This window comes from Streptomyces tauricus (assembly GCF_014650955.1).
Lineage (GTDB): Bacteria > Actinomycetota > Actinomycetes > Streptomycetales > Streptomycetaceae > Streptomyces > Streptomyces tauricus.
Genome location: NZ_BMVY01000055.1, coordinates 13,429 through 32,602, shown reverse-complemented (window position 1 = coordinate 32,602; position 19,174 = coordinate 13,429). Strand labels below are relative to the sequence as shown.

Below are 19,174 nucleotides of genomic sequence, written 5' to 3'. Positions count from 1 at the left end.
GGACGCTTCCTTTGTACTCACCCTCTCGGGCTTTCCTCCGGGCGCTTCCCTTCGGTCTTGCTTTCTTGCTGTTGTGCTTGTCTCGCTGTCTTGCGTTTCCGACTCTATCAGACCGTTTCCGGTTCCGATTTCCTCGGCGCTTTCCAGGTTTTCGCTTTCGCGTTTCCCTTTCCGGCGATTCCGACTTTATCAGAAGTTCTGAGTCGGAATTCCCGCCCCTCCGGGGTGGTCCTGACACCAAGTTGTGTCGGGTTCCCCCTCAGGCGGAGCCGTAAACGTACTGGAGCGGAGCGCCCCGATGCAAATCGAGGTGCCCCGCTCCGGGTGTACGTGCTACGAGGTGGCTCAGACCTCGACGACGACCGGCAGGATCATCGGTCGGCGGCGGTAGGTGTCGGAGACCCACTTGCCCAGCGTGCGGCGGATGAGCTGCTGCATCTGGTGGGCTTCGACGACGCCGTCCTGGGCCGACCGCTCCAGGACCTCGACCACCTTCGGGAGGACGGCGCTGAAGGCGGAGTCCTCGATGCCCGAGCCGCGGGCCTGGATGTGCGGCCCTCCGGTGATCTTGCCCGTGCTGGTGTCCAGCACCACGAAGACCGAGATGATCCCCTCGTCGCCGAGGATCTTGCGGTCCTTCAGCGTGGGTTCGCCGACATCGCCGACCGAGAGGCCGTCGACGTACACGTAACCCGCCTGGACCTTGCCCGCGATTCTGGCCTTGCCCTCGATGAGGTCGACGACCACACCGTCCTCGGCGATCACGATGCGATCGTGCGGGACGCCGGTGAGGGCGCCCAGTTCGGCGTTGGCGCGCAGGTGGCGCCATTCGCCGTGGACCGGCATCAGGTTCCGTGGCTTGCAGATGTTGTAGAAGTACAGGAGCTCGCCGGCCGAGGCGTGGCCCGAGACGTGCACCTTGGCGTTGCCCTTGTGGATGACGTTGGCGCCCCAGCGGGTCAGGCCGTTGATGACGCGGTAGACCGCGTTCTCGTTGCCCGGGATCAGCGACGACGCCAGGATCACCGTGTCGCCCTGGACGATGCGGATCTGGTGGTCCCTGTTCGCCATCCGCGACAGGGCCGCCATCGGCTCGCCCTGGGAGCCGGTGCAGACGAGGACGATCTCGTGTTCCGGGAGGTCGTCCAGTGTCTTGACGTCCACCACGAGGCCCGGCGGAACCTTCAGATAGCCGAGGTCCCGCGCGATGCCCATGTTGCGGACCATCGAGCGGCCGACGAAGGCGACCCTGCGGCCGTACTCGTGGGCGGCGTCGAGGATCTGCTGGATGCGGTGCACGTGGCTGGCGAAGCTGGCCACGATGATGCGCTTGCTGGCACCCGCGAAGACCTGGCGCAGCACGTTCGAGATGTCGCGCTCGGGCGGGACGAAGCCCGGGACCTCGGCGTTCGTGGAGTCCGAGAGGAGAAGGTCGATGCCTTCCTCGCTCAGCCGCGCGAAGGCGTGCAGGTCCGTGAGACGGCCGTCCAGCGGGAGCTGGTCCATCTTGAAGTCGCCGGTGTGGACGACCATGCCCGCGGGGGTGCGGATGGCGACCGCGAGGGCGTCCGGGATGGAGTGGTTGACCGCCACGAACTCGCACTCGAAGGGGCCGATGCGCTCCGTGTGGCCCTCGGCGACCTCAAGCGTGTACGGGCGGATGCGGTGCTCCTGGAGCTTCGCCTCGATGAGAGCGAGGGTCAGCTTGGAGCCGATGAGCGGGATGTCCGGCTTCTCGCGGAGGAGAAAGGGGACACCGCCGATGTGGTCCTCGTGGCCGTGTGTGAGGACGATGCCCTCGATGTCGTCGAGGCGATCCCTGATCGAACTGAAGTCCGGAAGGATCAGGTCGATCCCGGGCTGCTCCTCCTCGGGGAAGAGCACGCCACAGTCGACGATCAGAAGGCGGCCGTCGTACTCGAAGACCGTCATGTTTCGGCCGATTTCCCCGAGGCCCCCGAGCGGGGTGACGCGGAGGCCCCCTTGGGGAAGCTTCGGCGGCAGACGGAGTTCCGGATGCGGATGACTCAAAAGACTCTCCTCACCACACGCGCCACGTACCTGGCAGGGCACGTGGCGCGCATGACGTTCGTGCAGTAGCAGTTGTCTGGTGGAGCAGGCGCTGGGCCTGCGTGGTCGTACGTATTCAGTTGTGAAGTCTGTGGTTAGAGCTGTACCCCGCCGGCGGCAAGATCGATCTTGAGTTGCGCGGTCTCCTCGGGCGACAGGCCGACCATGGGCAGGCGCAGCGGTCCGGCGGGCAGGCCCTGCAGGGCGAGTGCGGCCTTGCTCGTCATGACGCCCTGGGTCCGGAACATCCCGGTGAAGACGGGGAGCAGCTTCTGGTGGATCTCGGTGGCCTTCTGGACGTCGCCGCTCGTGTACGCGTCGATCATGGCCCGCAGGTCGGGGGTGACCAGGTGGCCGACCACGGAGACGAAGCCGACCGCGCCCACGGACAGCAGCGGCAGGTTCAGCATGTCGTCGCCGGAGTACCAGGCGAGGTCGCAGCTGGCGATGGCCCAGCTGGCGCGGCCGAGGTCACCCTTGGCGTCCTTGTTGGCGACGATACGCGGGTGCTCGGCGAGGCGCACCAGGGTCTCGGTGTTGATCGGGACACCACTGCGGCCGGGGATGTCGTAGAGCATGACCGGCAGGCCGGTGGCGTCGGCGATCGCGGTGAAGTTCTGGTACAGGCCCTCTTGCGGGGGCTTGTTGTAGTACGGCGTCACGGTGAGCAGGCCGTGTGCGCCGGCCTTCTCGGCGTCGCGGGCCAGCTCGATGCTGTGGCGTGTGTCGTTCGTGCCGACGCCTGCGACGACGTGGGCGCGGTCGCCGACGGCCTCCAGTACGGCTCGTACGAGTTCCGCTTTCTCCGCGTTGCTGGTGGTCGGGGACTCGCCCGTGGTGCCGTTGACGATCAGGCCGTCGTTGCCTGCGTCCACCAGGTGGGTGGCGAGCCGCTGCGCGCCGTCGAGATCGAGTGCGCCGTCCGCCGCGAAGGGCGTGACCATGGCAGTGAGGACCCGCCCGAAGGGGGTCTGCGGAGTGGAGGTCGGAGCCATGGGTAACACGCTACTCGCTGCTCACCGTGCGGTCTGCCCTCGGGGCAGGCGACAAGTCAGGACAAAAGTGGAACCCGGCACTGCCTGCTCGGGGGTTCAAGCAGTGCCGGGTCCGTTTGATCAGGCTAGATGAACTTCTCGAAATGCCGCAATACGGACACTTCACCTGGCCGACCCGTACAGATGTGCCCGACCGGGGTTCCGACGGGGTCGTTGAGGTGCGTTACGGCGCGACGCGTCCGTTCGTGTTGAAGGCCGCGTACGTGAGGGGCATGAGCTGGGCCCACTGCGCCTCCATCTTCTCGCCGACCATCTCGATCTCCCGCTGCGGGAAGGACGGGACCCTGGCCAGCTCGTGCTGGGTGCGCAGGCCGAGGAAGTGCATCAGCGAGCGCGCGTTGCACGTCGCGTACATCGAGGAGAACAGGCCGACGGGGAGGACCGCACGGGCGACCTCGCGGGCCACGCCGGCGGCGAGCATCTCCTGGTACGCCTCGTACGCCTTGCGGTACGAGTCCTCCATGACGCGGCCCGTGAGCTCCTGCTGGGCCTGGGTGCCGTCCACGAAGACGTACTTGCCGGGGCGGCCCTCCTGGACCAGCTTGCGGGACTCCCCGGGGACGTAGAAGACCGGCTCCAGCTCCCTGTAGCGGCCCGATTCCTCGTTGTACGACCAGCCCACCCGGTGCCGCATGAACTCGCGGAAGACGAAGATCGGGGCGCTGATGAAGAAGGTCATCGAGTTGTGCTCGAAGGGGCTGCCGTGCCGGTCCCGCATCAGGTAGTTGATCAGGCCCTTCGAACGCTCCGGGTCCTTCTGCAGCTCGTCGAGCGACTGCTCGCCGAGCGTGGACACACGGGCGGCGAACAGCACGTCCGAGTCGGAAGCGGTGTGCTTCACCAGCTCGACGGTGACATCGCTGCGGAAGCTGGGCTTGAGGTCGTCGGCGGGGGTGTCGGTCACGGCGTGGAGGGTCCTTCCCAGTACTGGCTCGGGCGGCGCCCACTCTACGGCCCGGCACCGACAACGGGACGTTCGGTACCGGGCCGCGACATAGGTCGGCGAACTTCTGCGAATCCGGTGAAAGATGGCACCTTTTGGGGCACTCGCTCGTCTGTATCAGTGACAGCGATTCGTTCGAGTCACTAGTTCTGTCAGATCTCTTCGAGTCTCCTGAGGTGAAGCGCACCCATGTTCCGTCGGCGCGAGCCAGTACCGTTCGCCTTCATCGCCGAAGCCGACCAGTTCCGCAGCAATGTCGCTCCCCCGCCCCGTCAGCGCGCCTCCGGCGGTGAGCTGGTCGGCCGATGGCTCATAGGCCTCACCGTGGTCGCCGGCCTCGTGGGCTCCCTGCTCGTCGGCCTGCCCGCCGTCTCGGCCGACGTCTCGCCCGCGCATACGCAGCAGTCCGACGCGTCCTCACGCCGCTGACCCTCCCTCACGGGCCCCGTGGCCGGGCAGCACCCTCATGGACCCCCGCGGGTGGTGGGCGGAGATCGGGCTAGGTAGCCTCACCGGGCATAGTCCATGCGTGGATTGAGTGAGGATCAGTCGTGCCCCTGCCCTTTCTGACCGCCGATCGCGCTTTCGACGAGGCCGGCGAGGATCTCGCGCTGCCGTTCGACGACCGCGACCAGTGGCGGCGTCCCTACCGGCCCGGCCCGTGGCGGGTCGGCGCGGCCGCGCTCCTGCTGCTGCTCGCCTCGTACGTGCTGTTCGCGGCGGTCATCATCGCCGCGGCCGGTAACGCGTCGGGGGGCGCGGTGTGCCTGGCCCTCGCCGTGGTGGTCATCGCGTGTGCCCTGCGTCTGCTGCGGATGGGCGCGTGGGTGAGCGCCGCCGGACTGCGCCGGGTGCGTTTCCTGCATACGAGTACGACATCGTGGGCGCATGTCATGGTCGTACGGACCGTGCAGCAGCCGGTGCGCTGGCTCGGGCTCCCGCGGACCGTCCAGGGACAGGCTCTCGTCCTCGTCCGTGGCGGCCACTCCGGCAATGAGACGACACCTCTGCTGACCACGCACAACGCGGACTTCCTGGGACGCCCCGAGGCCTTCGACCGGGCCGCGGACGGCGTCGAGGTCTGGGCGGACGAGTACCGGCAGCACGCCTGAGCATCAGGAGCACCGCGACTGTCGCGCGACGAAGGGGCCGGCCCGCATCAGCGGGCCGGCCCCTTCGTCTTCGTCGTGACGCCGTTCAGGCCCGTACGGGCTTGCCGTCGTGCAGGGCGATCGCGTGCTGCATCGCCTTGCGGGCGCGTGGGGTGTCACGGGCGTCGTGGTAGGCGATCGCCAGACGGAACCAGCTGCGCCAGTCGTCGGGCGCGTCCTCCGTCTCGGCCTTGCGCCGGGCGAAGACCTCGTCGGCGGAGTCGCGGTCGATACGGCCCGCCGGCGTGCGCGCCAGCTCGTCGACGGGCAGCCCGCCCTCGGCGTCCAGTTCGGAGGCGAGCCGGTTGGCCCGCTTCACGAACTGGGTGTTCTTCCAGAGGAACCAGACGCCGATCACCGGCAGGACCAGGACGGCCACGCCGAAGGTGACCGTCAGCAGCGTGCCGTGCTGCAGGAGCATCACCCCGCGGCTGCCGACCAGGACGAAGTAGACGACCAGGACGGCGGCCGTGACGGCGTACGTGATTTTCGCGGCCATGGCGGTTACTTCAGATCCAGGAAGTGTTCCAGGCCGAAGGTGAGGCCCGGGGTGTCCACGACGCGGCGTACACCGAGCAGGATGCCCGGCATGAAGCTGCTGTGGTGCAGGGAGTCGTGCCGGATCGTGAGGGTCTCGCCCTCGCCGCCGAGCAGCACCTCCTGATGGGCCAGCAGGCCGCGCAGCCGGACCGCGTGCACCGGGACGCCGTCGACGTCCGCGCCACGGGCGCCGTCCAGGCCCGTCGCCGTGGCGTCGGGCTGCGGGGCGCTGCCCGCCTTCTGCCGGGCGGCGGCGATGAGCTGGGCGGTGCGGGTGGCGGTGCCGCTGGGGGCGTCCACCTTGTTCGGGTGGTGCAGTTCGATGACCTCGACGGACTCGAAGTACGGCGCGGCCACCTCCGCGAACTTCATGGTGAGGACCGCGCCGATGGAGAAGTTCGGGGCGATGAGCACGCCGGTCCCCGGGGAGGCGGCCAGCGCGGTGTTCAGCTGTGCGAGGCGCTCGTCGGTCCAGCCCGTCGTACCGACCACGGCGTGGATGCCGTGCCGGACGCAGAAGTCGAGGTTGTCCATCACCGAGGCGGGGGTGGTCAGTTCGACGACGACCTGGGCGCCGGTGTCGGTCAGGGCCTCCAGTGAGTCCCCGCGCCCGAGGGCGGCCACCAGTTCCAGGTCCTCGGCGGCCTCGACGGCCCGTACCGCCTCTGATCCGATACGCCCTTTGGCGCCGAGGACCGCCACGCGCAGCTTGCTCATGTGGTTGCTTCCTTAGTCGATGGCTTGCGCCTACGTGTGCCGGTCTACGCGACGGCTTCGTGCAGACGGGACGCCTGCTTGTCCTTCAGCGGGCCGATGACCGACAGCGAGGGCCGCTGTCCCAGGATCTCGGCGGCGACCTCGCGGACGTCGTCCGGGGTGACCGACGCGATCCGGGTCAGCATGTCGTCGACGGACATCTGCTCGCCCCAGCACAGCTCGCTCTTGCCGATACGGTTCATCAGCGCGCCCGTGTCCTCCAGGCCGAGGACCGTGGAGCCGCGGAGCTGGCCGATGGCCCGGCCGATCTCGTCGTCGGACAGGCCGTGCTCGGCGACTTGGTCGAGTTCGTCGCGGCAGATCTTCAGCACGTCGTGGACCTGGCTCGGACGGCAGCCCGCGTACACACCGAAGAGGCCGCAGTCGGCGAAGCCCGAGGTGTACGAGTACACGCTGTACGCCAGGCCGCGCTTCTCCCGGACCTCCTGGAAGAGGCGGGAGGACATGCCGCCGCCCAGCGCGGTGTTCAGGACGCCGAGCGCCCAGCGGCGCTCGTCGGTGCGGGCCAGGCCCGGCATGCCGAGGACGACATGGGCCTGCTCGGTCTTGCGGCCCAGGAGCTCGACGCGTCCGGCGGTGCGGATGGTGCGGGAGCCGTCGCGCGGGGCGATCGGGGTGGCGGCCTGCTGCTTGAGCGCGCCCGCCTTCTCGAACGCGGCACGGACCTGGCGTACGACCTTGTTGTGGTCGACGTTTCCGGCGGCCGCGACCACGAGGTGGGTCGGGTCGTAGTGCTTCTTGTAGAAGCGCCGGATGCGGTCCGCGGTGAGGGCGTTGACCGTGTCGACCGTGCCGAGGACCGGACGGCCGAGCGGGGTGTCGCCGAGCATGGTGTGCGCGAACAGGTCGTGCACGCAGTCGCCCGGGTCGTCCTCGGTCATCGCGATCTCTTCGAGGATCGCGCCGCGCTCGACGTTCACGTCGTCCTCGCGGATCAGCGAGCCGGTGAGCATGTCGCAGACGACGTCGATGGCGAGCGGCAGGTCGGTGTCGAGCACACGTGCGTAGTAGCACGTGTACTCCTTCGCGGTGAACGCGTTCATCTCGCCGCCGACCGCGTCGATCGCGGAGGAGATGTCCAGGGCGCTGCGCCTGGTCGTGCCCTTGAAGAGGAGGTGTTCGAGGTAGTGCGTGGCGCCGTTCAGAGCCGGCGTCTCGTCGCGCGAGCCGACGTGCGCCCAGATGCCGAAGGTGGCGGAGCGCACGGAGGGCAGGGTCTCGGTGACGACGCGCAGACCCCCGGGAAGGGTGGTCTTGCGGACCGTACCGATGCCGTTCTCGCCCTTGATCAGGGTTTGGGTACGGGCGACGGCCCGCGCCTCCGAGGAGGTGCGGGCCGTCGCCGTAGAGCTAGTCGACGTCACTTGTCGGTGTCGTCCTTCTTCTCATCGTCGTCGCCTTCGCCCTCGATCACGGGGATGAGGGAGAGCTTGCCGCGGGAGTCGATCTCGGCGATCTCGACCTGGACCTTGGAGCCCACGCCGACGACGTCCTCGACGTTCTCCACGCGCTTGCCACCGGCGAGCTTGCGGATCTGCGAGATGTGCAGCAGTCCGTCCTTGCCCGGCAGCAGGGACACGAACGCACCGAAGGTCGTCGTCTTCACGACGGTGCCCAGGTAGCGCTCGCCGACCTCCGGCATGGTCGGGTTGGCGATCGAGTTGATCGTGGCGCGCGCGGCCTCGGCCTGCGAGCCCTGCTGGGCACCGATGTAGATGGTGCCGTCGTCCTCGATCGTGATGTCGGCGCCGGTGTCCTCCTGGATCTGGTTGATCATCTTGCCCTTCGGGCCGATGACCTCACCGATCTTGTCCACGGGGATCTTGACCGTGATGATCCGCGGGGCGTTGGGGGACATCTCGTCCGGCGTGTCGATCGCTTCCATCATCACGTCGAGGATGTGGAGGCGGGCGTCACGGGCCTGCTTGAGGGCCGCGGCCAGGACGGAGGCCGGGATGCCGTCCAGCTTGGTGTCCAGCTGGAGGGCGGTCACGAACTCCTTGGTGCCGGCGACCTTGAAGTCCATGTCGCCGAAGGCGTCCTCCGCACCGAGGATGTCGGTGAGGGCGACGTAGTGCGTCTCGCCGTTGATCTCCTGGGAGATCAGACCCATGGCGATACCGGCGACGGGGGCCTTGAGGGGCACACCGGCGTTCAGCAGCGACATGGTGGAGGCGCAGACCGAGCCCATGGACGTCGAGCCGTTGGAGCCGAGGGCCTCGGACACCTGACGGATCGCGTAGGGGAACTCCTCGCGCGTCGGCAGGACCGGCACGATGGCGCGCTCGGCGAGCGCTCCGTGGCCGATCTCGCGGCGCTTCGGGGAGCCGACGCGGCCGGTCTCGCCGACGGAGTACGGCGGGAAGTTGTAGTTGTGCATGTACCGCTTGCGGGTCACCGGGGAAAGGGTGTCCAGCTGCTGCTCCATCCGGAGCATGTTCAGGGTGGTGACGCCCAGGATCTGGGTCTCGCCACGCTCGAACAGGGCGGAGCCGTGCACGCGCGGGATGGCCTCGACCTCGGCGGCGAGCGTACGGATGTCCGTGACGCCGCGGCCGTCGATGCGGACCTTGTCCTTGATGACGCGCTCACGGACCAGGGCCTTGGTGAGCGAGCGGTACGCGGCGGAGATCTCCTTCTCGCGACCCTCGAACTGCGGGAGCAGCTTCTCGGCGGCGATCTCCTTGACGCGGTCCAGCTCGGCCTCGCGCTCCTGCTTGCCGGCGATGGTGAGCGCCTGCGACAGCTCGCTCTTGACCGCGGCGGTCAGGGCCTCCAGGACGTCGTCCTGGTGGTCGAGGAAGACCGGGAACTCACCGGTCGGCTTGGCGGCCTTCGCGGCGAGGTCGGCCTGGGCCTTGCAGAGCACCTTGATGAAGGGCTTCGCGGCGTCCAGACCGGCGGCGACGACCTCTTCGGTCGGCGCCTCGGCGCCGCCCGCGACGAGCGTGATCGTCTTCTCGGTGGCCTCGGCCTCGACCATCATGATCGCGACGTCGCCGTCCTCCAGGACGCGACCGGCGACGACCATGTCGAAGACGGCGTCCTCGAGCTCGGTGTGCGTCGGGAACGCGACCCACTGGCCGTTGATCAGCGCGACGCGGACGCCGCCGATCGGGCCGGAGAAGGGCAGACCGGCCAGCTGCGTGGACGCGGAGGCGGCGTTGATCGCCACGACGTCGTACAGGTGGTCGGGGTTGAGCGCCATGATCGTGGCGACGACCTGGATCTCGTTGCGCAGGCCCTTCTTGAAGGACGGGCGCAGCGGGCGGTCGATGAGGCGGCAGGTGAGGATCGCGTCCTCGGAGGGCCGGCCCTCGCGGCGGAAGAAGCTGCCGGGGATCTTGCCGGCCGCGTACATCCGCTCCTCGACGTCCACCGTGAGGGGGAAGAAGTCGAGGTTGTCCTTGGGCTTCTTGGAAGCGGTGGTGGCCGACAGCACCATGGTGTCGTCGTCCAGGTACGCCACGGCGGAGCCGGCGGCCTGCTTGGCCAGGCGGCCCGTCTCGAAGCGGATGGTGCGGGTGCCGAAGGTTCCGTTGTCGATAACGGCCTCGGCGTAGTGGGTCTCGTTCTCCACTAGCGTTTTCTCCGATACTTTTCGTCTTTCGTCCTCACCTGCCCGTGTGGCAGGGGGACGCTTCTGCGGAGAAGCGCGCCTTCTTGTGCGGGCCGGTCTTCGATCGAAGCTCCCGGGGTTCGCATTCTCCCGGGGGCCACTACCGAGGACCGGCGGCGGCAAGGTGCGCTTTTCCTTGGGTGGTGCGGTGTGGCGGGCCGCGCTTCGCTGTGCGCTGTCGCGGTGCCACTCTGTGTCCTGCCTACTGCGTTGTGCTACCACACTACAAAGGGGTGGTGACACTCCGCACGTACAGCAAAGGGAGCGGCCCCCTGTTCGTGGGAACCGCTCCCTTCACGATGTCCTACTTGGTGCCGCCGGCCGCACCGCGGCGGATGCCCAGGCGGTCGACCAGCGCACGGAAGCGCTGGATGTCCTTCTTCGCCAGGTACTGCAGCAGGCGACGGCGCTGACCGACCAGGATCAGCAGACCACGACGGGAGTGGTGGTCGTGCTTGTGGGTCTTGAGGTGCTCGGTCAGGTCCGAGATACGGCGCGAGAGCATCGCGACCTGAACCTCGGGAGAGCCGGTGTCGCCCTCCTTCTGACCGAACTCCGTGATGAGCTGCTTCTTCGTAGCGGCATCGAGCGGCACGCGTACTCCTCGTAGTGTTCTGGTGGCCACCGAGTGCCCCTGGTCCACTTCTCAGGGGAGCTTCCGTAACTCGGGAGGCGGGGATCCGCTGAGCGCGTCCTCCAGGGCCCCTAGGGGGCGGTCCGGGGGTGCGTACACATACGGCCGTAACACAGCGTACCAGGGGGTGGGGGCCACTCCGACCGGGGTTCCCGGAGTCCGGGGAGGCCAGGGCCGGTCCCAGTAGGGTGACGCGACGGTCATCCGCATGCCGGGGTCGCTGTCGGGTTCGTTTGTCGGTTCGTTCGACGGTTCGTTTGTCGGTTCGTTTGTTCGGAAGGGGTCGCTTCGCCATGGCCGAGGCAGAGGACGAGGACGTCAAGGCGCGCAAGGAGCGGGAGAGGGACGAGCTCTACGCCCTCGACATCTCGGGGGTCGAATGGCAGAGCGCGCCCGGTACCGAGGAGCACGAGGAGCGGGTCGAGATCGCGTATCTCCCCGAGGGCGCGGTCGCCATGCGGTCGTCGCTCGACCCGGACACGGTCCTGCGGTACACGGAGGCGGAGTGGCGGGCCTTCGTGCTCGGTGCGCGTGACGGTGAGTTCGACCTGGAGCCCGCGCCGCAGGACGGCTCGGCCACGGCCGAGTAGTACGGCGGAGGAGCCGCCCGGCAGCAGAGGCGCACAGCAGCAGAAGAGAAGAAAGAGAAGAGCGGCAGAGAAGAGCAGCAGAGAAGAAGGGCCGGCGGCGTGGATGCCGCCGGTCCTTCTTGCTTTAGCGCTCTTTGTCCACTTTGCCTTCCGTACAAGGCCGTTCGTGCGCCACTTCTGGGCAGGCTGTGACGTAGTGGGCGGGACCGGAGGGGTGGACGGGCCTGCCGTGGGGGTGGTTGCGGTGATTAGGCTGGGGTGGGCGCGGCAGTAGTACCCGTGGACGGGACCGCCGCTTCACAGGGGGATCCGGGGCGCGTCGACAGGCCCCGGACGACAAGCACGGTCGCCCCAGCTCGACATGAGGGTGCTCGACCACACCAGGAGGAATTGTGAACAGCGATCGGGACGGGATCCGCGGGGGCTGGGCCACACCCGGCGATGACCAGTCCGACGCGGAGTCCGCCGTCGAGACGACGGGCGAGTTCACCATCGACTACGCCCCTCCTGCCTGGTACACGCAGAACGCGTCAGGCAGTTCGGACGGAGCCTCCTCGGCCGCGGTCGAGGAGGAGCCGGACGCGGAGGACGACGCGGATACGGGCGGGGACAGGGACGGCCGCGGCGGCAGCGGTAGTGGCGGGGATTCGGCTTCCGGTGCGGGCGCGGGTGCGGGGGGTGCCGGGGAACTGGGGGCGTCTACGGCTCCGGTGGCACCGGTGGCTCCGAGGCCTGTGTTTCCGGGGCCCGTCGTTCCGGGACCTGTGATTCCGGGCCCGGTGGGTCCGGCGGTTCCGGTGAATCGAGTGACTCCGGGGCCGGTGGGGCCTGTGGGGCCAGGTCCGGTAGGGCCGGGTCCCGTGGGTCCTGGGCCGGTGGGTCCTGGGCCGGTGGGTCCTGGTGTTCCCACCCCTTCTTTTGCTCCTGGGGCTCCTCACACTCCCCCGGCTCCTGCGTCGGCTCCGAGTCCTGGCGGTGGGCCGGCCGGTGTTCCGGGGCTGCCCGTGGGCAGTGGGTTCGAGCCTCACGCGGCGGCTTCTGAGACGCCGGGTGGTGACGCCGGCGGTCCTGCCGCTGTGCCGAACCTGCCGAACCTCCAGGGGCAGTGGGCTCCGCCGGTCGCACCTGTGGTTCCTTCGAACGACGTGCCTTCGGCGCCCGCGGTTGACGCTCCGCGGCCCGAGGAAGTCTCCGAGACCGCCGATGAGGTCTCCGATGAGACCGAGGCCGACGTCGAGGCCGACAGCGGGGACATCGAGAGTGGCACCACCATGCGCATCTCCCCCTCCGCCGTGAAGCGTGAGGTCGCGGAGAAGGCCGCCGCCGACGCGGAAGGGCCCGACGCGGAAAGGCCCGACGGGGAGGTCGTCCAGGTCGCGTTCGGAGATCAGTCCGAGGACGACGACCAAGTGGACGAGGGTGCCGAGGAGGCGGGAGAGGCCGAGGAGGCGTCCCCGGAGAATCAGCCCGCCGCAGCCGACGAGATCCAGGACGAGAAGGACGACGCCGGCAAGGACGACGGCGTTGACGATTCCGTGACCGTGACGGACTCCGGGCCGGTGGACGCGGTGCCGGGCGCGGAGGCCGAGCCTCGCGACGCGGCGCCCCGGGATGCCGTGCGGGACACGCCTCCCGCCGCTCCCGCATGGACTCCGCCGCCGCTGCCACAGGGCGGACTGCCTCCGCTGCCGCCGGCGTACCAGCCTGCCGCGCCCGCCGCTGCCGGGCAGTGGCCCACGTCGACGGAGGGTGAGGGCGGGCAGCCGCAGGCGGATGCTCCGGCTCAGCCGTCCGTGCCGCCGCAGGGACAGCCGTTCCAGCCGCAGGCGCCGCAGGCCTCCCCGCCGGCGTGGCCTGTCACACCCGGTATGCCCGCTCCTGGTGCGCCCGCTGTCGCCGGCACGCCTGCCTCCGGTGCTCAAGCGTCTCCGGGGCAGCCCGGCGGTTACGGGTTCCCGCAGTTCAGTGCTCCTGGTACGACTCCGGGGGCGCAGGACAGCGTTCCCGGTACGCCCCCGGCGGCTGCCCCTGCCTTCCCGCAGGCACAGCAGCCGCAGCAACCTCAGCAGCCACAGCCCGGGGTTGCGACCACGCCTCCGGGCCAGGCTCCTCTTCCGGGTCACGCGCCGGCCGCGGGGCCGGGACCGCAGGGCGGCGGTTACGGCTTCCCGCACTCCGGGCCCGCCGCCGCGCAGCCCCCCGCAGCCCCTGCCACCCCCGCCGCCCCCGCACCTCAGGACGGCTACGGTCTCCAGCAGCCCGCGCAGCCGGTGCAGCCCGCGGAGGACCTGAGCAGCGCCCTGGAGGAGGCCCGGCGTGCGCGTCTGGCCGCCGCCCAGGCCTCACCCGCTCCGGCCAGTCCGGCCAGTCCGGCCAGTCCGACCACTCCGAACCCGTCCGCGCAGACCCCTGGTTACGGGTTCCCGCAGCCGGGCACTCCGGCTCAGCCGGGCACCCCCGCACCGAACACGCCCAACGCCCCCGCCCCTCAGCCCGGTTACGGCTTCCCGCAGCCAGGCGTGCCCAACTCACCTGCTCCGCAGGGGGGTTACGGGTTCCCGCAGGCGCAGGCTCCGCAGGCCCCGGCTCCCCAGCAGCCCGCCGCGCAGCCGTTCCCGCAGCAGGGTCAGCCCTACCAGCAGCCCCAGGTCCAGCCCGTACAGCCGCAGCCGAACGCCGAGGCCGACGGGCAGAGCACACCCCAGCCCCAGCCGCCCCATCCCCAGACTCAGGGTCAGCCGGAACAGCAGCCCCCCGTCGACCCCCGTACCGGTACCGCCTGGCCGCAGCCCGTGCAGCACGATCAGCGGCAGCGCACCAATCCGGGGGCGCCCCTCGGCTACACGGCGGCCGTGGAGCTGTCGTCGGACCGGCTGCTCAACAACAAGAAGCAGAAGGCGAAGAGCGGTCGGCCCACCGCCGGGGCCTCCCGGTTCAAGCTCGGCGGGAAGAAGGAGGAGGCCGAGCGGCAGCGCAAGCTCGACCTGATCCGTACGCCGGTGCTGTCGTGCTACCGGATCGCCGTCATCAGCCTCAAGGGCGGCGTGGGCAAGACGACCACGACCACCGCCCTCGGCGCCACGCTGGCCACCGAGCGACAGGACAAGATCCTCGCCATCGACGCCAACCCGGACGCCGGTACGCTCGGCCGCCGTGTGCGCCGGGAGACCGGGGCCACCATCCGTGACCTCGTCCAGGCGATCCCGTACCTCAACTCGTACATGGACATCAGGCGGTTCACCTCGCAGGCGCCGTCGGGTCTGGAGATCATCGCCAACGACGTCGACCCGGCCGTGTCCACGACGTTCAACGACGAGGACTACCGGCGCGCGATCGACGTGCTCGGCAAGCAGTACCCGATCATCCTCACGGACTCCGGTACGGGCCTGCTGTACAGCGCGATGCGGGGTGTGCTCGATCTCGCCGACCAGCTCATCATCATCTCGACGCCGTCCGTCGACGGTGCCAGCAGCGCCAGTACGACGCTGGACTGGCTGTCGGCGCACGGGTACGCGGATCTGGTGTCGCGGTCGCTGACCGTCATCTCCGGAGTGCGCGAGACCGGCAAGATGATCAAGGTGGACGACATCGTCAGCCACTTCGAGACGCGCTGCCGGGGTGTCATCGTCGTCCCCTTCGACGAGCATCTGGCGGCGGGTGCCGAGGTCAACCTCGACATGATGCGGCCGAAGGTGCGCGAGGCGTACTTCAACCTGTCGGCGCTGGTCGCGGAGGACATCGCGCGGCACCAGCAGTCGCAGGGCCTGTGGACGTCGGACGGCAACCCGCCGCCGGTGGCCGCCCCGCCGATGCCCGGCCAGCCGATGCCCGGCCAGCCCATGCCCGGCCAGCCCATGCCTGGTCAGCCCCTGCCGGGCCAGCCACTGCCCGGTCAGCCCGTACCCGGGCAGCAGTACCCGGGTCAGCCCGGGCCGGGGCAGCCGCAGCCCGGGCCGTTCCCTCAGCAGGGCCAGCCCGCGCAACCGGCTCAGCCGTACCAGCAGCCGCAGCCCTCACCGCAGCAGCAGCCCCAGCAGCCCCAGCAGCCCCAGCAGCCGCATCCTGGTCAGCCGTACCCGCCGCACGGGGCCCCGCCGCAGCAGCCCGGCGGTTACGCGCAGCCGCCGCAGCAGCCCCAGCAGCCCGTCGGTCAGCACGACTATCCCGCTCCCCAGGGCTGGCAGCCTCAGCCCCAGCCCGCGCCCGCCCCCGCGCCGGGTCAGCAGTTCCAGCCGGGTGCGCCCTATCAGCCCCCGCAGGCTCAGTCGCCGCAGGCGCAACCCGCACAGGCTCAGCCCCCGCAGCAGGACCAGGGTGGCCAGGACTCCCAGGGGCAGACCCCTTCACCCCCGCCGCCCCACCAGTGATCCCACTGCTCAGGTAACCCGTCCGGCCGAATCATCGGCCCTCGTCGCACCACCCAGGGCCCGCCCCGTACATCCACGGCGCGGGCCCTCGGCGTATCCCGGGACGCGTCTCACGCGGCCGGTGCCAACACACCGCCGTACCAGCCCTGTTCCGTACCGCCAGCCTCCGACCAGGCACCCTTCACCGGTCTGGACCAATGGCCGTGAAATCCGGGTCAACTCGTTATTTCCGCAGGCCACACGGGGTTCACGGGCCGTTGACGCATGCCGACCAGCGCTGATAGACACTCACATCGACCCGGCCGCGAGTGATGACGTGAGGTCAGCGAGCCATGGACACACATGACCAGTTCGGCACGAAGCGCCCCGCCGTCTCCGCTCACTCCGCTGTCTCCGCCGTCAGGCCGGTGCGTCGTCCGCGGGGGCGTCGTGGCTGGGCGCGCCCACGCGGCGGATCCGCACATGTCACCGCCCCGCGCCGCCTGCGGGGCGCTGTCCTCAGGCTGTTCGCTGTCGCCGGGGCCGGTGCGCTCACCCTCACCGTCGGTCAGATGACTCCGCTCGCGCCGGCGACCCAGCAGGCCGAGGCCAAGGACGACAAGCAGGTCCTCACGGTCGCGGTGGCGCAGAGCGTCGACTCGCTGAGCCCGTTCCTGGCGGCGCGGCTGGTCAGTACGAGCATCCACCGGCTGATGTACGAGTACCTGACCAACTACGACCCGAAGGACAACCACGCGGTCCCGGGTCTGGCCACCAAGTGGGAGCCGTCCGCCGACAAGCTCACCTGGACCTACACGATCCGCGACAACTCCAAGTGGTCGGACGGGAAACAGGCCACCGCCGAGGACGCGGCGTGGACGTTCAACACGATGATGACCGACGAGGGCGCGGCCACCGCGAACGGCAGTTTCGTCGCGAACTTCAAGAAGGTGACCGCGCCGAGCCCCACCGAGCTGGTCATCGAGCTGAAGAAGCCGCAGGCCACGATGGCCGCACTCGACGTGCCGATCGTGCCGAAGCACGTCTGGGAGAAGGTCGACGACTTCTCGAAGTTCAACAACGACAAGAAGTTCCCGATCGTCGGCAACGGCCCCTTCGTCCTGACGGCCTACAAGGCCGACAGCTACGTACGGCTGAAGCCCAACAAGTCGTTCTGGCGCGGGGCTCCGAAGTTCGACGAGCTGGTCTTCAAGTACTACAAGGACGGTGACGCGGCGGTCGCGGCGCTGCAGAAGGGCGAGGTGTCGTTCGTCTCCGGGCTGACGCCCGCGCAGGCCGCGGCGCTGAAGAGCCAGGAGGACGTCACCGTCAACGACGCTCCGGGCCGTCGTTTCTACGCGCTCGCCACCAACCCGGGCGCGCAGGCGAAGAACGGTAAGAAGTTCGGCGACGGGCACGAATCGCTGAAGAACCAGAAGGTCCGCCGGGCGCTGTTCGCGGCCGTGGACCGCGAGACCGTCGTCGACAAGGTCTTCCAGGGCCACGCGGTGGAGGGCGAGGGCTACATCCCGCCGCGCTTCTCCCCGTACTTCTGGAAACCGGCGGACGGCCAGCAGATCTCGTACGATCCCGCCAGGGCGGCCCAGCTCCTCGACGAGGCCGGTTACAAGAAGAACGGTGACGGCAAACGCGTCGGCAAGAACGGCGAGCCGATCACCTACCGCGTCCTGTGTCACGCCACGGACCCGCAGGACAAGGCGGTCGGGAAGTATCTGCAGGAGTGGTGGGGCAAGCTCGGCATCGGTGTCTCGCTCGACTGCCGGGACAACGTGAGCGACCCCTGGCTCGCGGGCGAGTACGACCTCGCCTTCGACGGCTGGTCCGTCAACCCCGACCCCGACTTCGTCCTGTCCATCCACACGTGTGCGGCGCTCCCGGCGACGCCCGAGGACATCGGCGCGACCGACAACTTCATCTGCGACAAGAAGTACGACGAGCTGTACGACCAGCAGCTCGCCGAGTACGACGCCACCAAGAGGGCGGAAATCGTCAAGCGGATGGAGTCGAGGCTGTACGACACCGGGTACATGAACGTCATGGCGTACCCGAACGCGGTCGAGGCCTATCGCACGGACCAGATCGCGTCGATCACGAAGATGCCCGAGGCCGCGGGCAACATCTACGGCCAGGACGGCTACTGGAGCTGGTGGTCGGCGACTCCGGCCGCCGCCAGCGAGTCCTCCGACGACTCCAGCCAGACAGGCGTCATCATCGGCATCGTCGCGGGAGTCGTGATCCTCGCGGGTCTCGGGGCGTTCTTCGCGATGCGCCGCCGCGCGACCGCCGAGGACCGCGAATAGCCCTCGGCGAGCCGGGACAACTGGGAGTGGCCCAACAGTGAAGGCCGTTCATGACCGCTGAAGCGACACCCTCGCTGGTCGGGAAGACCGGCGGTCCGGCCGAGGCCGGCCCGTCGGCGGCCCGCGGACCACGGGTACGCGGCACCGCGTATCCGCGGTACGTGGCAGGCAAGCTGGGCGGCGCGGCCGTCTCCCTGCTCGCCGTCCTCGTCACCAGCTTCTTCCTCTTCCGGCTGATCCCCGGCGACCCGGTGAAGTTCATGACGGGCGGACGCCAGGTGTCGGCCGAGCAACTGGCCTCGTATCGACGGGAGTTCGGGCTCGATCTGCCGTTGTGGCAGCAGTTCACGGACTACTGCGGCAAGGCGCTCACCGGTGATCTCGGGACCTCGTACCAGTTCCGGGCGCCCGTGATGGACAAGATCAGCGAGGCCCTGCCGAACACCCTGCTGCTCACGGGCACGTCGTTCGTGCTCTACACGGCGATCGGCGTCCTCCTCGGCACCCGGGCCGCCTGGCGCAACGGCGGCCTCGGCGACCGCCTCAACACCGGCCTCGCGCTCACCCTCTACTCGATCCCGTCGTTCTGGCTCGGCCTGCTGCTGATCATCGTCTTCTCGGTCGGGATCGGGCCGATCCCCGGGCTCTTCCCGACGGGCGGCATGGAGTCGGGCGGCGAGGAGGGCTTCGGTTACGTCCTCGACGTCGCCCACCACCTCGTCCTGCCGGTCGTGACGCTGGTGGCGGTCGAGTACGGGCAGACGCTGCTGGTCACGCGCTCGGCGCTGCTGGACGAGATGGGCAGCGACTATCTGACGACCGCGCGGGCCAAGGGGCTGCGGGACGATCTCGTCCGCCGGCGCCACGCGGTGCCGAACGCGCTGCTGCCCACGATGACGCTGGTCTTCATCAACCTCGGCCGGACCGTCGCGGGGGTGATCCTCGTCGAGACGGTCTTCTCCTGGCCCGGCCTCGGCGGGCTCTTCTACCAGGCGCTGAGCGTGCCCGATCTGCCGCTGGTGCAGGGGCTGTTCTTCGTCTTCGCCGCCGCGGTGATCGTGATGAACACGCTCGCCGACCTGATCTATCCGCTGCTCGACCCCAGGGTGGGCCGATGACGACGACGGA

14 protein-coding genes and 1 pseudogene are annotated in these 19,174 nt (G+C 69.3%); 7 read left to right on the top strand and 8 right to left on the bottom strand.

Annotated features, from left to right (window positions below):
• Window positions 1–345: 345 nt before the first annotated feature.
• The 3 genes from IE278_RS39660 to thyX form a co-directional block, all read right to left on the bottom strand.
• Window positions 346–2,031 carry a ribonuclease J gene (locus IE278_RS39660; RefSeq protein WP_189779877.1) on the bottom strand — a complete coding sequence of 562 codons (1,686 nt, stop codon included), beginning with the start codon at window positions 2,029–2,031 and terminating at the stop codon, window positions 346–348.
• 134 nt (window positions 2,032–2,165) lie between these two features.
• Complete coding sequence (dapA, locus tag IE278_RS39655; protein WP_189779876.1) at window positions 2,166–3,065, bottom strand: 4-hydroxy-tetrahydrodipicolinate synthase; 900 nt, start codon at window positions 3,063–3,065, stop codon at window positions 2,166–2,168.
• Window positions 3,066–3,288: 223 nt separating this feature from the next.
• The gene (thyX, locus tag IE278_RS39650; RefSeq protein WP_189779875.1) at window positions 3,289–4,029 is read right to left on the bottom strand and encodes an FAD-dependent thymidylate synthase; all 741 of its coding nucleotides are present in this window, start codon (window positions 4,027–4,029) and stop codon (window positions 3,289–3,291) included.
• A gap of 228 nt (window positions 4,030–4,257) precedes the next feature.
• Here thyX and IE278_RS39645 point away from each other — a divergent pair, with 228 nt between their 5' ends.
• Together IE278_RS39645 and IE278_RS39640 are read left to right on the top strand one after the other, a co-directional pair.
• Complete coding sequence (locus IE278_RS39645) at window positions 4,258–4,497, top strand: hypothetical protein (RefSeq protein WP_189779874.1); 240 nt, start codon at window positions 4,258–4,260, stop codon at window positions 4,495–4,497.
• 122 nt (window positions 4,498–4,619) lie between these two features.
• On the top strand, window positions 4,620–5,180 hold the full coding sequence (locus tag IE278_RS39640) for an SCO5741 family PH domain-containing membrane protein (protein WP_189779873.1): 561 nt from the start codon (window positions 4,620–4,622) through the stop codon (window positions 5,178–5,180).
• An 85-nt stretch (window positions 5,181–5,265) separates the two neighbouring features.
• Here IE278_RS39640 and IE278_RS39635 read toward each other — a convergent pair whose 3' ends face one another.
• The 5 genes from IE278_RS39635 to rpsO all read right to left on the bottom strand — a co-directional run bounded on the left by IE278_RS39635 (window position 5,266) and on the right by rpsO (window position 10,750).
• Window positions 5,266–5,718 carry a hypothetical protein gene (locus IE278_RS39635; protein ID WP_189779872.1) on the bottom strand — a complete coding sequence of 151 codons (453 nt, stop codon included), beginning with the start codon at window positions 5,716–5,718 and terminating at the stop codon, window positions 5,266–5,268.
• A 5-nt stretch (window positions 5,719–5,723) separates the two neighbouring features.
• The gene (gene dapB / locus IE278_RS39630; RefSeq protein WP_189779871.1) at window positions 5,724–6,476 is read right to left on the bottom strand and encodes a 4-hydroxy-tetrahydrodipicolinate reductase; all 753 of its coding nucleotides are present in this window, start codon (window positions 6,474–6,476) and stop codon (window positions 5,724–5,726) included.
• A gap of 44 nt (window positions 6,477–6,520) precedes the next feature.
• Window positions 6,521–7,900: a M16 family metallopeptidase gene (locus IE278_RS39625; RefSeq protein WP_189779870.1), complete on the bottom strand. Its 1,380-nt coding sequence runs from the start codon at window positions 7,898–7,900 to the stop codon at window positions 6,521–6,523.
• Complete coding sequence (locus IE278_RS39620; protein ID WP_189779869.1) at window positions 7,897–10,116, bottom strand: polyribonucleotide nucleotidyltransferase; 2,220 nt, start codon at window positions 10,114–10,116, stop codon at window positions 7,897–7,899. Before IE278_RS39620 ends, IE278_RS39625 begins: the two co-directional genes overlap by 4 nt.
• Window positions 10,117–10,459: 343 nt before the next feature.
• A complete protein-coding gene (gene rpsO, locus IE278_RS39615) occupies window positions 10,460–10,750 on the bottom strand; it encodes a 30S ribosomal protein S15 (RefSeq protein ID WP_189779868.1) in 291 nt (96 codons plus the stop codon).
• Window positions 10,751–11,082: 332 nt separating this feature from the next.
• On the opposite strand from rpsO, the gene IE278_RS39610 reads away from it, so the two are divergent.
• The 5 genes and pseudogenes from IE278_RS39610 (at window position 11,083) to IE278_RS39595 (ending at window position 19,164) form a co-directional block, all read left to right on the top strand.
• Window positions 11,083–11,379 (top strand): DUF397 domain-containing protein, encoded by a 297-nt coding sequence (locus tag IE278_RS39610; RefSeq protein ID WP_189779867.1) that lies wholly within the window; start codon window positions 11,083–11,085, stop codon window positions 11,377–11,379.
• Window positions 11,380–11,771: 392 nt separating this feature from the next.
• Window positions 11,772–11,852: pseudogene (locus IE278_RS43455) on the top strand (SCO5717 family growth-regulating ATPase); the annotation flags it as partial.
• Between the two features lie 672 nt (window positions 11,853–12,524).
• A complete protein-coding gene (locus tag IE278_RS39605; protein ID WP_308434969.1) occupies window positions 12,525–15,746 on the top strand; it encodes a MinD/ParA family ATP-binding protein in 3,222 nt (1,073 codons plus the stop codon).
• A gap of 551 nt (window positions 15,747–16,297) precedes the next feature.
• Window positions 16,298–18,046, top strand: a complete 1,749-nt coding sequence (locus tag IE278_RS39600; protein ID WP_246571548.1) for an ABC transporter substrate-binding protein — start codon at window positions 16,298–16,300, stop codon at window positions 18,044–18,046.
• Window positions 18,047–18,096: 50 nt separating this feature from the next.
• Complete coding sequence (locus IE278_RS39595; RefSeq protein ID WP_189779864.1) at window positions 18,097–19,164, top strand: ABC transporter permease; 1,068 nt, start codon at window positions 18,097–18,099, stop codon at window positions 19,162–19,164.
• Window positions 19,165–19,174: the final 10 nt, after the last annotated feature.

What these genes read in the sequence shown, in the direction of transcription:
- dapA (WP_189779876.1), bottom strand. Translation starts at nt 3,065, where the DNA reads ATGGCTCCGACCTCCACTCCGCAGACCCCCTTCGGGCGGGTCCTCACT.
- IE278_RS39645 (WP_189779874.1), top strand. Translation starts at nt 4,258, where the DNA reads ATGTTCCGTCGGCGCGAGCCAGTACCGTTCGCCTTCATCGCCGAAGCC.
- IE278_RS39635 (WP_189779872.1), bottom strand. Translation starts at nt 5,718, where the DNA reads ATGGCCGCGAAAATCACGTACGCCGTCACGGCCGCCGTCCTGGTCGTC.
- dapB (WP_189779871.1), bottom strand. Translation starts at nt 6,476, where the DNA reads ATGAGCAAGCTGCGCGTGGCGGTCCTCGGCGCCAAAGGGCGTATCGGA.
- IE278_RS39610 (WP_189779867.1), top strand. Translation starts at nt 11,083, where the DNA reads ATGGCCGAGGCAGAGGACGAGGACGTCAAGGCGCGCAAGGAGCGGGAG.
- IE278_RS39600 (WP_246571548.1), top strand. Translation starts at nt 16,298, where the DNA reads ATGACTCCGCTCGCGCCGGCGACCCAGCAGGCCGAGGCCAAGGACGAC.
- IE278_RS39595 (WP_189779864.1), top strand. Translation starts at nt 18,097, where the DNA reads ATGACCGCTGAAGCGACACCCTCGCTGGTCGGGAAGACCGGCGGTCCG.